The organism is Sulfoacidibacillus ferrooxidans, assembly GCF_022606465.1.
Lineage (GTDB): Bacteria > Bacillota > Bacilli > Alicyclobacillales > SLC66 > Sulfoacidibacillus > Sulfoacidibacillus ferrooxidans.
Genome location: NZ_JALBUF010000030.1, coordinates 1 through 13,668, shown reverse-complemented (window position 1 = coordinate 13,668; position 13,668 = coordinate 1). Strand labels below are relative to the sequence as shown.

At 42.3% G+C, this 13,668-nt stretch carries 13 protein-coding genes; 8 read left to right on the top strand and 5 right to left on the bottom strand.

Annotated features, from left to right (window positions below; translation table 11 throughout):
• Positions 1-599: 599 nt before the first annotated feature.
• Genes MM817_RS15655 through MM817_RS15635 form a run of 5 tightly spaced genes read right to left on the bottom strand, consistent with a single transcriptional unit; the run spans position 600 to position 7,884 of the window.
• Positions 600-2,792, bottom strand: coding sequence for a cellulose biosynthesis cyclic di-GMP-binding regulatory protein BcsB (locus tag MM817_RS15655; protein ID WP_241716873.1), 2,193 nt, complete (start codon positions 2,790-2,792; stop codon positions 600-602).
• A gap of 20 nt (positions 2,793-2,812) precedes the next feature.
• The gene (locus tag MM817_RS15650) at positions 2,813-4,054 is read right to left on the bottom strand and encodes a glycosyltransferase family 2 protein (protein ID WP_241716870.1); all 1,242 of its coding nucleotides are present in this window, start codon (positions 4,052-4,054) and stop codon (positions 2,813-2,815) included.
• The gene (locus tag MM817_RS15645) at positions 4,054-5,709 is read right to left on the bottom strand and encodes a hypothetical protein (RefSeq protein ID WP_241716868.1); all 1,656 of its coding nucleotides are present in this window, start codon (positions 5,707-5,709) and stop codon (positions 4,054-4,056) included. Before MM817_RS15645 ends, MM817_RS15650 begins: the two co-directional genes overlap by 1 nt.
• Entirely contained in the window at positions 5,702-6,706 is a 1,005-nt protein-coding gene (locus tag MM817_RS15640; RefSeq protein ID WP_241716866.1) for a diguanylate cyclase domain-containing protein, read from the bottom strand. Before MM817_RS15640 ends, MM817_RS15645 begins: the two co-directional genes overlap by 8 nt.
• Positions 6,703-7,884 carry a hypothetical protein gene (locus tag MM817_RS15635; RefSeq protein WP_241716864.1) on the bottom strand — a complete coding sequence of 394 codons (1,182 nt, stop codon included), beginning with the start codon at positions 7,882-7,884 and terminating at the stop codon, positions 6,703-6,705. The genes MM817_RS15640 and MM817_RS15635 overlap by 4 nt, the downstream gene beginning before the upstream one ends.
• Positions 7,885-8,566: 682 nt before the next feature.
• Here MM817_RS15635 and MM817_RS15630 point away from each other — a divergent pair.
• From MM817_RS15630 to MM817_RS15595, 8 genes are all read left to right on the top strand, one after another.
• Positions 8,567-8,818, top strand: a complete 252-nt coding sequence (locus tag MM817_RS15630) for an AbrB/MazE/SpoVT family DNA-binding domain-containing protein (protein ID WP_241716862.1) — start codon at positions 8,567-8,569, stop codon at positions 8,816-8,818.
• A 45-nt stretch (positions 8,819-8,863) separates the two neighbouring features.
• Positions 8,864-9,205, top strand: coding sequence for a hypothetical protein (locus MM817_RS15625; RefSeq protein WP_241716860.1), 342 nt, complete (start codon positions 8,864-8,866; stop codon positions 9,203-9,205).
• Complete coding sequence (locus MM817_RS15620; protein ID WP_241716858.1) at positions 9,195-10,310, top strand: ParB N-terminal domain-containing protein; 1,116 nt, start codon at positions 9,195-9,197, stop codon at positions 10,308-10,310. Before MM817_RS15625 ends, MM817_RS15620 begins: the two co-directional genes overlap by 11 nt.
• An 88-nt stretch (positions 10,311-10,398) precedes the next feature.
• Positions 10,399-10,656, top strand: coding sequence for an HU family DNA-binding protein (locus MM817_RS15615; RefSeq protein ID WP_241716856.1), 258 nt, complete (start codon positions 10,399-10,401; stop codon positions 10,654-10,656).
• A 380-nt stretch (positions 10,657-11,036) separates the two neighbouring features.
• Positions 11,037-11,330, top strand: coding sequence for a hypothetical protein (locus MM817_RS15610; protein ID WP_241716854.1), 294 nt, complete (start codon positions 11,037-11,039; stop codon positions 11,328-11,330).
• A 58-nt stretch (positions 11,331-11,388) separates the two neighbouring features.
• Positions 11,389-11,961 (top strand): site-specific integrase, encoded by a 573-nt coding sequence (locus MM817_RS15605; protein WP_241716574.1) that lies wholly within the window; start codon positions 11,389-11,391, stop codon positions 11,959-11,961.
• A gap of 235 nt (positions 11,962-12,196) precedes the next feature.
• On the top strand, positions 12,197-12,877 hold the full coding sequence (locus MM817_RS15600) for a hypothetical protein (RefSeq protein ID WP_241716852.1): 681 nt from the start codon (positions 12,197-12,199) through the stop codon (positions 12,875-12,877).
• 341 nt (positions 12,878-13,218) lie between these two features.
• Positions 13,219-13,668, top strand: a 450-nt coding sequence (locus MM817_RS15595; protein WP_241716850.1) for an MBL fold metallo-hydrolase, incomplete at its 3' end; no start/stop codon positions are given.

Sequence of the window (13,668 nt, the reverse complement as noted above, 5' to 3'; positions counted from 1 at the left end):
ATTTTCACCGTATTCAATTTAAATTCCGTGCTGTATCTATTTGTCTTTGTCACCATGAACACCTCGAATCGATTTACTTATTTTCACACTCTCGATTCGTTGTGTCCACCCCTATAGCCTAACAGCACCGATGCTATTAATTCAATCCATCAATTAGCAAAAAACGAACCCTGCTTGTTCTGATGTACCGGATGATAATCTATGAAGTAGAGTAAAAGAACAATGTGTGACTATGTATACATGATGAATTAACCTATCATAGATACCCGTTGCATAGGTTGAATGACCCATTCTATGATGAATATGGCTATTCATTGCATAAAAATAATTTTCCAGGTAAGTATACGGTGTCTTGAAGCAAATGAACATATCAATGACTTTACATCCACTAAAACAAATAATCTGGCACTTAGAAACACATGAAAAATTGGTCGAATTTAGCGTGTAGAGAGAACAGCTTCTCCATGCTCAAGTATTGATAGTAGAAGGAATCAGCCATAATTCATATACAAAGACTGATACAATCGTTGAATAAAAAAACGGTTCGTCCTCTTACAAACGTCAAGAGTCGTCACCGTTTTTTACTATTAGGAATGATGTTACTTTCGCTTTTTCCAGAAACGAAGACGGTTTTTCCAATGGGGCTTACGTCTTAATAGGTTCCAGCCTAAATAAGTGAGCACAGAACCAACCGATAGAATAAATGCGACAAGATAAACAATCCCCTGTCCACCATTAGTGATTAGAAATTCATAGTTTACAGCGAGCCACTTGAGCCATTGTGTCGAAAGACTTTCATAGGGTTTAGACATGTAGTTAAGTATTACCGTCTGGTTCTCGTTCGTTTCAATTGCCACTGATCCTGGCGTATTGAGCGCTACGTGACTTGCAAACATGTCGCTTACACGTAATAATGAATTTTCCGTTGGGGCAGTCACCAACAAGGCCATTCCTCCTGTAGGCCGATATGCCTGTTCAACAACACCACCAGTCTTTTCTACGTTATATGCTAGAGGCAAACTCGTACTGCTAAGAAGCCCGTTTTCGTCCTTAATAGGTAAAGTATGTCGATCCTCCAAGTATCGAGCTGCCGCATTGGACCCATCCACATCCAAAACCCACACATTGCCATGCGGTATTGGTCTGTCGTCGTCCTTTTTAATTAGCAAGGATCCACCGCGGATCCTTGGGACATACCCTACCAAAATACGAGCTAAGGCTGTCAACTCATCCGAAGTTGGATGGTTCGGTACAATAACCGTGGTCGGTTCAAGATCTGACTGATTGTCTAAGTATGCATTTGGAAAATCAGATAAATTAGATGAGGATTCATTATAATGTGGCAGATCAAACCAACTATCAGGGTCAATAGTAACATATCGTCTCAGGTCACCGGAATTTTCGGAACAGTTATTACGAGGGAGAAACATTTCTACCATGACGGCCACGGTCACAGGTTCACCCGTTGAAAGTCCATGTGGAAAAGGGACAAATAAGCGTAATCCATTTGCCGTAACATCCGACAAACGGTGAGATAGAACTGGGCTACCATTGACACTGATGATGACCGCACTTGATGAGTCAAGTAAAGCAGAGTTCTTCATATCTAAGTGAAGTCCTGCTCCGGGTCCCAATCTCCATGTGGTAGGTGTTGGTAAAGTGAAAAGGGCTGTTTCCTGTTGTTTACCCTCTAGGATCGTTGAATTGTACCCCAACTGACTCAAAGAAACATGTTGAGTACGTGGTATTCCACGAACGACAACCGAATGTACGACTTGATTCTTAGCAGTGGATACTTCATGTAGGGTTACCCAGGATGTATTCCCGCTCATTTGCCGCATCAACCAAGGATAGCGGAGCGCACGAGCAGCTAAGAGTACATCGTGGTCATTCTCTCCCGTGATGATGAAACCCAGTACTTGATGATGAGTACGTGGATCGGAGAGGATCACTTCTCGAAGAAGCCCCTCATTCGGTACCCATTTGAACTGGCTTGGGAATGTATTTCGGAGTAAAGAAGGCATCGTTTTAAATGGTCCCACATATACAAAAGGTTCTACGCTTGTTAAGTGTAGCGTACGTGTGGTCTCCACGTGCACAGACTCAGGTTGAATGCTCTTGGCATCTTCCGCTAAAGTTTGAATGGCGGTGAATGCAGCAGTCAAATTCATATCAGAGGCTGATTGAGGAACGACGACTCTGGTGTTCCATTGTGAATGGCCAAAAGGTAGGAGCATAGGAAATGGAAATTGCGAGAGGTCTGGAAGCTTCTTGTTGCTCGCATAGTTAAAATGAAGAAAGCTTGAATCCAATAGAACAAACCAGTTATCTGCACTATTATAGTTATTGCACAGGACTACGTTGGAATTCAGCTGTACAGCTACTGAAAACTCGTGATAACCGGGTGTCAGTTGTGATGCAGGAATGCGTGCAGATAGATAACCATTCTCACTATCACTCGATGTTAATATTGTAGTGGCATAGGGAATACCATCCACTTCAAGAAGTAAATTTGATTCTTCTGGAATGAGCGTTGGAGAATGCCTGTAAAAAATGGTGAATTGACAACTAGAAATATGTGACTCGTTGGGCACATCCAGAAAGAAATCATAGGAGGCATTTCGTGGTGTTAGTTTTTCATCAGTTGTCATCATATGAACGGTTTCCCACTGGGGTGATACTGTATATGTACTTGTACTAATCGGAGTGCTGGCCCAGGCACTACCAGGCATCATCAAGGCTGACAAGGTGATCAGCCATGTCAGCCACATTATTTTTTTTGCGTGCACCATGCTCTATCATCTTACCCCTCTCAAAATCTTTCCGTCTTTTGCCAAACAACCGCTTCCTGATGAACGACCGATTGCCATTGCATCCACATTCCACGAACAACTAAAAACATCCATAATTGCGAGTAAGTAAAGTACATGAGTAAGATGACACCAAAGTTGCTCCATGTTAACTCAGTCGTTTCAATTTCTAAGGTGACAGCAATCTCAACTGCGAATAATACATAGGCTAACAACCAAATCACAAAAAATGGTCCCGCTAGTGTCAAGTGAACGACGTGTAAAAAAGACAAAACGAAAAGAAGATCCGATAAAAGTACACCTCCTAAAAACATAAAGTAGGTCATGAAAAAGTACAAGATGTCCAGTGATATTTTGGCTCCCCGTAATGCGATTAATCTTTTTGTGAATTTTGCTATTACGTAAGTATTCCCCCGCACCCAGCGAGTCCGTTGTTTAAGCCAGACTCTCCACGTCTCAGGCTCTTGCTCCCACGTTACTGCTAACGGCATAAAACAAATGAGGTGTCCCGTCTCATAGATTCGAATGCTCACCTCGGTATCTTCCGCTAAAGCATTTTCATCCCATCCTCCTAAATCTCGAATCATTTCTCTTCGGATCACATAATTCGTTCCTGGTATGGTTGCAAGTTTGAACAAGTTCCATCGCCCACCTTGGACCATCCACTGAAAACTGATGGTTTCAATATTAATGAATCGAGTCAATAGATTTCGATAAGCGTTGATCACTCGAAATTTACCAACGACAGCAGCGTAACGTTCGTCACTAAGAAGAGTGCTAACCAAACGCCTGAGGGCTGTTTTTTCTGGGGTATTATCGGCATCATATACAGCAATAATAGAGCCAGATGCAAATTGTAACCCAAAATTCAATGCCGCAGATTTCCCCTTACCTCCATAAGGTGCTTTCACATGCACGGGTTTCAACATGGGAAAGTCATTTTGCATGGCGTCTACCATGAGTCCTGTGTTATCAGTTGAACGATCGTTGATCACAATGACTTCATATCGGCCCACTGGATACTCAAATGAACAAAGTGCTCTCACGGTTGCCTCAATGACTTTCTCCTCATTATGCGCCGGCACTAGGATGGATACCATTGGAGCAGGATTTGGCAAGGGAAATGTTCTAGGTGGATTCATTACTTTTTCTTGGTAGCGATAGCCTGCTAAAGTTAACACAATATGATAGAGGAGCATCATCCATATGACGATGAGAGAAACAATAAACAAATCATTAGCCATCAATCATGCGTCTCCTCTCTAACTACTTGTTCATGAAATAGTCTTTGTGCTCGCCTTTTTCGGAGAATCCAAACCTGATATAGAATCCTACTAACAACTCCAGTGACTAAGATCGTAATGATCCAAGAAATGAACCAAGACACTTGTTCCGACCATATAGGTGGTGCAGGGAGTCCTGTTGTAAACAATGTAGCATTCACATTTTTGACGATTAGGTGACCTTGATCCGAACGTATGGTCATCCATGGGGTAGTTGTTTTTATTGGAAAGTCTATTATATTTAACCAAGTAACGTGTTGATCGGCTAGAAAGTTGAGTAATGTAATGAGTGCAGTTGGTTGCATATATGGAGGAATTTCTATATTGATCACTGATCCTGGAATCATGCGAATCTCATTCAACTCATAACCCAACAGCTGTAATTTTTCTGGCGTAGCTTGTTGTACTGTTATCGTTGGCGTCGGGATGAGTATTCTATGATATCCGTACAAACTATGAACATAAACAGGCAATATGACGCCTGATTGACCTCCTTGGTCAAGGGACTCCATAAACGTTGAAAAGTATGGAGTTGCTGCTTTCTGAGCTAACTGATCCTGAAACCCATGGATATCTATAGCCACTGGAAGTACATGATTTTTTATTAAGGCAGCTAATTCTGAGTATATTTGTACGTGTATGTGTTTCAGTGATATTTCAGATGAAATGGGGACGCTGGGGATCCAAGTGTCTCCTTGTGGATCCATGTCATGATGTACTGGATTTTGCAAATCAAGAATGATGGATCCGCCGAGTAATTGTATTTTATGTAAGGATGAGGAAATAGACTGAATAGATCCTGGTGACACCCCGTTGGCATTCTGAGGGCAAGGGTTCAATAATACGGTAAATGGAATTTCATGTTGCTTGGCTAGTCTAGCTAAGGTGATGAGTCGTTGCGCATCAGCATTGGAACGAACGATACCAATGGATAGTAAAACAGTTGCTCGTGAAGATGTCTTCATATCGAAAAATTCACCTAAAGCTTCCGTTTCTGCCTCAAAAAACGGTGAATCATCCGTCCACTGCGAACAGTACATCATGAAACGTGTATGATTCATCCAAGAAATGATATAGGGAGCAAAAGCACCACCATCAGAAATTGAAGCGATCACTTTTGGTTTTAGTTGCGTGATATGTTGCAGCATAGGAATAGATAAATTAGAGTAGGTTGGTATATATAAATTGCCCAATTTTAATGCTAAGGGAACGCCTATTGGTGGAGATATTCGGATCGGCACTGTTTCAGAAATCCAGTTTGGCTCACCACCAAACTGATAGATATTGGCCTTGGAGCTACGAATGATGTGCTTCCAAGACGAACTGATGCCATTGGACTTTTCTGATACCACGATTAAGTATCTAGAACTTTTAACATACTGATCGCCTTGAAAAGTAGGTGCGCTATTCATATTCAATAGTTGGATCTGTGATGTCGATCGGCTAATCAATTGGGTTAAAATGTACTCGGCATTTTCAGTGAAAGCTGGAGACCCTGATACTAAAATGGTAGTCGGTAGATTCGAACTTTGGGCATGCGTTATGGTCCCTCCAAATCCAAAGAAGAACATCAAACTGCTAAGAAAGCTCAGCCATCTCATGCTACGTTTACCCAAGGTCCAGTTGCACCTCCTTTTGCGCTGCAGCGAGCAAGGATTCTGGTGTCACACCATCCCTCGGTGCACTGACAATACCAAAGGCAAGTTGCAATGTTAGTACTCGTTTCTGCTTAGATGGTGTAATGATTTCGAACTTCCCTAGTGTTTCCTGTATCCGTTGCTTTAAGGTCATACTGTCCAATGCAGAGGTTTCTGGAAGAATGAGAGCAAATAAACCTGGATCGATCCGAGCTTTACCATCAGTGAGTCTCGCACACCTATGAAGACCATCTACGATGGTAGACAGAATTCTACTGTATTGTTCGGACCCATAGATTACTTCTATATCAGAGAAGTGCCGAATTTCAATGAGCATAAGAGTGACCTGATACGTAGAGTCGATGTCATCCGTTTGCCATCGTTCCCAGTCGACGTTCATATCACTATCTCTATTCGTACGTGCGTATCTGCGGCGAGTGGTTAGTGAATAACCGTATTTAGGAAGAATTACATGCATTTTTGTTCGAGCATATCTGCGGCGTGCCCTCAATAGTTCCTCTTGAAGTTCTAAAAAAAAGAATTTTCGATTATAAAAACCTGTTTCCACATCTACCATGATATATTCCTCGGCCTTAGTTCTAATTACGTCCATATCCTTCGCATAGTTTCGCACGGTGTCGCCTAGTTCCCCACTCAAATAACCAGAGAGCGGGAATATAAAAAACCACACAATTTCCACAGTGGGAATTGAAGCCACTCCACGTAAAACAAATACCTGGACCACATCATAAGTACCGAAAGTGAAAATGGCTATAAGACTCAAAATCAATCCAAAACTACGACCTCTAGCATACGCTAATACAGAGAGTGCCACGCTTAGTGCATACCATAAAAAGGTAAGCGGGTAGGTCATTTCTGTCAGCAACGCAATGAGTTGGCTGACAATCAGAACTGTGGCTAAAGAAAACAAGCGAATATTTAATGTGTGTATATTATTTCCTGGTTTATTATTCATAAAAACGACCTCATCACCTGACGTAAAGACAAAAGAGACTCTAATTGATCAAACGAGAAGATAGGGGAGTATGGTTTCATCGCAAATGCTCCGTAAATTGAATAATCGTAACCCCCTAAGTCACCTTTTTTTTGAACTTGCATATCCAATAAAAGATGAAGACAACGTATGGCATCATCATCATCACCTGCCCGATAAAACAATCGGATCGCCAATGCATAGATGGCGGGGGACTGAACGGAAGACTTAATTGTCCAATCCTCTGACACTTCAGCAGGAATTAGGGTACTCTTATCTAAAAGTATTGCTAAATGATTTCTGAACTTCTTAGTAGGCAAACCGCACGATTGTGCGTGAAGTGCTGTCAATAATTCATCATCCATATTCAATCGGTTAGAGGATGGAAAACGATAAGTATGAGTATCTGGATTATAGAATAAGGCATATAGCCCCACATGATTGGTAGCATGTGCTAACGCCTCCCGTTCGTGCAAAAGGATTGGAAGGTACTTTTTGTTTAACTTCGATAGAGTACGTACATTTGCCAGATTCCAGTACCAGACCGCAAGCCAAGGGGATTGTTGATGGGCTATACTTGTCAGACTAGAATAGTCAAGTAGCCATCCCGTAGAAGTAGCATCATGTGTAAGCAAACCGGTGGCTAAAATCTTCGCAAAATGCAAAGCCGATGGATCATGAAACTGACCACTTCCACGAGTTAAAGCGGCGATAATACGTAGATCATCAATTGTGCTATTAACTGGTGAACGCTCTCCATCCATAACTCGCCAAGAGATTCCTTGATCTAGCATGAAGGATTGTTTAACTACCTGTTCCTGTTGCACAAAAAGCTTGTGATCATGGGATAGAATCGAATAATCTAAAAGCAACCCAATAGATTCAGACAAAGACGTAATGTTCTTACTTTTATTTCGATAATAGGATGCTGTTTGTTCAATTGCCCCCGCTTTATTCACCATGTGATGAGACGTAAAGTTCCACACCTCTAACTCTGCCTGTCCATCAAATGATCGAGGAGATGGCAAAGTTTCAAGAGGATGACGTAATCGTGAGACAGCTAGTGAACTAACGAGCAGTACGATGATCATGATGATAAACAACACCACAAAGGGTACATTTGATGTAAATCGTTTTCTCCTTCCTCTGCCTATTATCAATCGATACATCTCCTATGTCTCAACACGTGAAGGGTAAAAAAACCTAATAGCTTGTACTTACGTGTACGCCGATAAGATAAGATAGGGTCCAAATGATCATTTAGTATATCCATAATGGATGATTTATTGTCATGAATCTAGTTTCAATAGTCATCTCATACTAAATCGCGCCCTTTATCCATGCATGGCAATCGATTTATTATACAAGTTTTATGAATGACACGCTACAAATGATAACAACCCTTTACTACCGTTTAAAGTCAAGTTGAGTGATAATAGGACACGACCTAGTAGATATTGTTCATTGCATGGTCTTCTTGCAGCGTGATCAAATCCTACATGGGGAGTACACTACCCTCACGGTAAATAGGTCGTTATGCCAATGAATTGGTTGTCGATTTGGGTCTTCTTCGCTTTTTTTCTGCTCATCTCGTTAAGAGACATGTATACCGATTCTTTTGTCGGATTTGGTATCAGAATAGGATTACTTTTTATTCGCGCATGAAAAAATTTCCCTGTTGATCAACTTGCTGATACCATGTCACAGATTATAATTTCTTATAAATTAACTATGAAATAGGATTGAATGCTTAGAGAAGGTTATATCCCAATCAGATGATCTTTTAACTGACGATGCCATCTATGTTATGATTATATCAAAAGAAGAAAGAGGCGTGATCACTTGAAAGCTACCGGTGTATGTAGAAATGTAGACCAACTAGGTCGCATTGTTATACCCAAAGAACTACGCCATACGCTTGGGATGAAAATCAAAGATCCCATTGAATATTTCCTGGATGGCCATCAGATCATCCTGCGTAAATATCAGAGTACATGTGAATTTTGTGATGCTAGAAACAACTTAATCGAACTGCACAGAAAAAAGGTGTGCAGTTCGTGTGCCAACGAGTTAGCAGCACTGATACGTACCTAAGACCTTTTTCGTACGTTTGCTATCTAGATAGTTTGGAGGCATTGGATGAAACCCTTGCTTAATCAACAAGAATTGTATCAGGTGACCTGTACCCTAGTCAGAGAAACACCCATCGGGACGCACGTGTGGCGAGTCTCCGAATGGATGCCGATGGTGACGCCTAGCGGCTACATCGATCAGGTGGCTGAATTCCATCTTCAGCTGAATGGACGAGTATATATCAGCACCTTTTCGCACAGTCACGTCCAACGGGTCAGACATCATCATGAACGCTTTCCATTGGATGCTACAAGTGCGCCCGTACAGATGCGTAAAAACCTCCATCTACAAACAGGGCGCAAAAAAAGACATCCGGTCAGCAAAGGATGTGCAGATCATGGCTGCTAACATCATCGTAACCGGCCCCATCTTTCGAGAGGCAACCAAGCACACGACCTATTATACTGTCGAGATCAAGGAGAAAGGCTCATCAGCACCAGCTAAAGGATTGCCTGCAGGAAACGAGATCATCTTCACTATATTTGTTTCTCTCCAATCGGCCACCCGCATTCACTTAGACAAACTCCCTTTAGGAGAACATCTTTGGGTGCAAGGAGAGCTGGTGACCGATCGTCCAACGTCAGAATGCCCAAGCGGAATCGGTGTGATTGCGTTGCATGTGGATCTTCTTCCAGCAAAAAATAAACGTGAAGCACCCAAACAGCAAAACCATCCAGATCCACACCATCCTATCGACCTCCATGGTGTTCAGCAAGTGAAACAAAAGGAACCATTCATGATATCCATCGATCAACTACAGATACCTGAACGCTTTCTAACCACCATTCTCAATCGTAAGAAAACACAAGCCTTAGAACTACGTGTCCAAAAAACAGGGGAACTCGATCAACCCATCCAAGTGGAAATTAAAAACAAGGATTATTGGATCATCGATGGGTACCGTCGCTATGTCGTGGCTAAACAATTGCACTGGGAACAGGTCCCTATTCTTGTCGTGGCTTCGGATGAACATGAGCCTGTGGTGGCGCAAGAACCCCCCATGCCTGATGAGGTCGATGAACGACCTGAGCACCACGTACCACTAGAATCATGGCAACTTCACATGCATCAAACCTTAGAGGGAACCTGCCCGCGGTGTCGTCAACGCATCGATCAGCACATCGCGGTCTATCAGGTGACGGATCCTTCGCTACCTCGTAGCGCAAAGAATGCAACGATGCTCTGTCCAGATTGCGCTAACGGACAACCGAACCCTGCGATGATCGGCTATCAAGTGAACACCATCGTCGTCCATCACCTGTGCCGTGAAACCGGATGGACAGCTCTCGAAGCGCGCGAATGGCTCGTGAACTTCCCAAAAAAGTATGTGTTCGTTACGATGAGTCGTGATCATTCCATCCGTGCCTATGAGTCGTGGGACAAGTCCGAACCGATCGCATGCCTTCGTGTACAAAACAACGAAATAAATTTTATAAAGTTAAAAAAACAGTAGCCGATCATCTTGTGAACCTATCATCAACGATGAGCATCATCGGAATATGCTATGATCTACTTGTTCGTACATACGAGGAGGTCATAGCATGAATAAAGATAGTTTACTGACTCGCGCACAAGAAAAGAGTGGCATGACAAAAAAAGAACTGACGATCGCTTGGGATGCCTTACAAGTCGCCATGCATGAGGAATTAAAAAATGGTGAAGATATTATGATTAGTAATGTAGGAAAAATAAAACCAATCCTACGAGCAGCAAGAAAGGCAAGGAACCCTCAAACTGGAGAAGAAATCACGATTGGCGAAAAGGAAACTATCAAATTAGTCGTAAGCACGAAATACTAAGACTGCGTTATGCAGTCTTTTTTCTTTGTCTATCATCATGTAACACGATGATCAATTAGTCGTCTAATCATATAATCTATTCACTTCAAAATAACACCATATCTAATCATACTCAATGCTATTGAGTATGATAAGAGATTTCGCCTGTGAAGCCTTGCAGCACTAAGGCTCATCGGTGGTTTTCTACATGCTTTTCGTAGCGGAGAAGGGCAACCAGATACGTGATGTAGTTTATACCATACATAACACCATGAAATATAGTGATATGTATGATTGCATGAATCTGGTGATAAACGATAAAATTGCTTGTTAGATACTTAGTATCTGATATAATAAATGGTGTTAAATGATAGTCTGATAATCAGGATAGGGGATTATTCGTGATAAAAAAAGCAGAAAAACTGACGAAGTTAGGGATTGCTGTCGATGATCATATGCTCAATCGCATTGAATCTTATCGTTTTGGTAATTGGATTCAAACAAGAAATGAAGCACTCTTGCGCATTATTGACATCGGTTTAACTCAGATTGAGCAGGAAAGCGTAGGAGATCATGATCCATCAGTCGAAACATCACTTGAAGAACCAGTCAACCATGAAACTGATGATACCAGTGATCAAGCAGATCGTGAAGAAGTAGACGATACACCATCTGATGATCATGAACTGATGTAATCATCACCTCTTCGCATCATGAGCGTTAACGCTTGAACAGGTGGAGGTGAAGAGTGTCATGGAATTTGTACAACCCATTCGCGATAAAAAACAAGTGGATGCCATGAAAAAAATACTCAAGAGCACCAATCTCCGCGATTATTGTCTCTTTGTGTTAGGGATCAATAGCGGGTTACGCGTATCCGATCTTCTGTCGCTCAGGGTGGGGGATGTAGTAGACGAACGGGGTAAGGTGAACGATCGTATCGATATTCGCGAGCAAAAAACCGGCAAGACCAAAGACTTCCCGCTTGGGGACACATCCAAAAAGGCTTTGCGTGACTATCTCACGTCACGCTTTACCAAACATGTAGTCCGTGACGAGCCGCTGTTTCGTTCAAAAAAAGGGGGAGCGATGCAACGGTCCCAAGCGCATAAAGTGATTAACGATGCAGCACGTGCCATCGGCATCACCGACCGGATTGGAACCCATACGCTGCGCAAAACGTTCGCTTATCATGCGTACATGTCGGGGACAGATATTACCCGCCTGCAAAAGCTACTGAATCATTCCTCCCCATCGATCACACTTGCATACATCGGGATTACCCAGCAGGAACTCGACAACGTGTATCTGAGTTTGGAGTTATGATGTAATCTGTACGAGATGTAGTCTCTATTAATAGAAGAAACTCGTTTAAACAGGGTATTTTTAATTCTAATTTATGTTTTTTCTCACTCTCTCAAGGTTAGCAAAAGGATACTATTTGAAAAATAAGTCTATTTACGCTAACAATATAGGTCAGTTTTCATTGTTGATTAACAAAATGTAACTAACCATGGGTTAATTTCGTCTACTTTATGGACGACAAGGAGGTTAATCTAGGGTGAAGTATTACAAACAATTAGCAACAGTAGGTATAGCATTGAGCATTGTGGGAATTCTTTCAGGATGTGGCACCACTAAAATTTTACAAACATCGACAAAAGTAACAAATACTCATTCAAACCAGACCGTATCTTCCAAACAAATTGAAACGAACACGGAAGTAAATACCAGTTCAGTAACAAGTGCAGGACAACCGAGCAATGGCACCCGATCTTTTCAACGAGTAACAGCGTTTCTTAGAATAAATGCAAAGTATTATATGAATACGTCTGAAGCCATGAAGGCTATCACACGTATTGAGCAGCAATTTGGTCAAGTGAATCCATCTGGACCACCTGTCGATTTAGGGACAGGAATAAAGGCTGATTTCTCAGGCGGATCAGGCCAATATGGATATAAATGGAACAAAGGTGATTGGACCATTCTCTTGATGGGCTGGGGCAACAGTTCTTTAGGCACTCAATTAGCGAAAAGTATCGTAGCTTATATGAATACACATATGCTCCCAACCCCACAAAAAAAAGGCGTTATCACCATTTTTCAACCGAGCTCTTCAAACACTCCTAGTAGGTCACAGACCACCATTGCATGGCAGGTTGGAAATAAGGTTTATGAACGGAAGCAAACAGGAAATCCACTGAATATTTTAGCAACTACTGTGAATGGTTGCGATAATTAAACACATCTAATACATCACTTTTGGGGATTTATTCTTCAGGTATAGAATGTGATTAACAAAGAAGCTCTGACACTTCACCTCACTCCAGCATCGCATCGGCGGTCCTTAAAGGCCGCCTTCGTCGTATGTCAAGAAAATGTAAAATGCCTGCATAACAAAGGTGGGAACGGTCTTGTGTAGGGCATTCAATCAGTCAGGAACTGTATTCGATATAATAAAATTGATTTTAATTTCCATAAACATGGATGCTATGACTTGACCATTAACCTAAGATGGTAGAAAGTAGCTTCCTTGTACACATCGTTAACCAGTCATTATGTCTTCGATCGGAGCTGTTACCATTGGACATCACCATGCTAGGAGGCGCCGAGATTGGCGCTACATGCATATGGTTTCGCACAGCCACGACCCAGTGGTTAGTCGATGCCGGAACGCGCATGAATGAATTAGACCCACTACCGAATCTGGCACTCCTTGAAACGCAACACGCCAAGATTGACGCCATCTTCATCACGCACGCTCACCAAGACCATATCGGTGCATTACCTCTGATCTCCAGTATGTTTCCGACGGCTCCCGTCTATATGACACAAGCCACGCTAGCGATCAGCAAAGTCATGCTAGCTGATGCGTTACACCTGAGTCGTCAGGATGGACATGCTAGGGTGTTCACCGAAGACCAATTGGATCAGCTCTGGCCACGGATTCACGTCATGGGACAGGATAAAGTGTTGAGCTGGCAGGGGATTCGCGTATCAACCTATAGCGCTGGTCATATCTTAGGGGCTGTG

Excerpts from the sequence above, each read along its gene's own strand:
- MM817_RS15655 (WP_241716873.1), bottom strand. The coding sequence starts at position 2,792 with ATGGTGCACGCAAAAAAAATAATGTGGCTGACATGGCTGATCACCTTG.
- MM817_RS15650 (WP_241716870.1), bottom strand. The coding sequence starts at position 4,054 with ATGGCTAATGATTTGTTTATTGTTTCTCTCATCGTCATATGGATGATG.
- MM817_RS15640 (WP_241716866.1), bottom strand. The coding sequence starts at position 6,706 with ATGAATAATAAACCAGGAAATAATATACACACATTAAATATTCGCTTG.
- MM817_RS15625 (WP_241716860.1), top strand. The coding sequence starts at position 8,864 with ATGAAACCCTTGCTTAATCAACAAGAATTGTATCAGGTGACCTGTACC.
- MM817_RS15620 (WP_241716858.1), top strand. The coding sequence starts at position 9,195 with ATGGCTGCTAACATCATCGTAACCGGCCCCATCTTTCGAGAGGCAACC.
- MM817_RS15615 (WP_241716856.1), top strand. The coding sequence starts at position 10,399 with ATGAATAAAGATAGTTTACTGACTCGCGCACAAGAAAAGAGTGGCATG.
- MM817_RS15605 (WP_241716574.1), top strand. The coding sequence starts at position 11,389 with ATGGAATTTGTACAACCCATTCGCGATAAAAAACAAGTGGATGCCATG.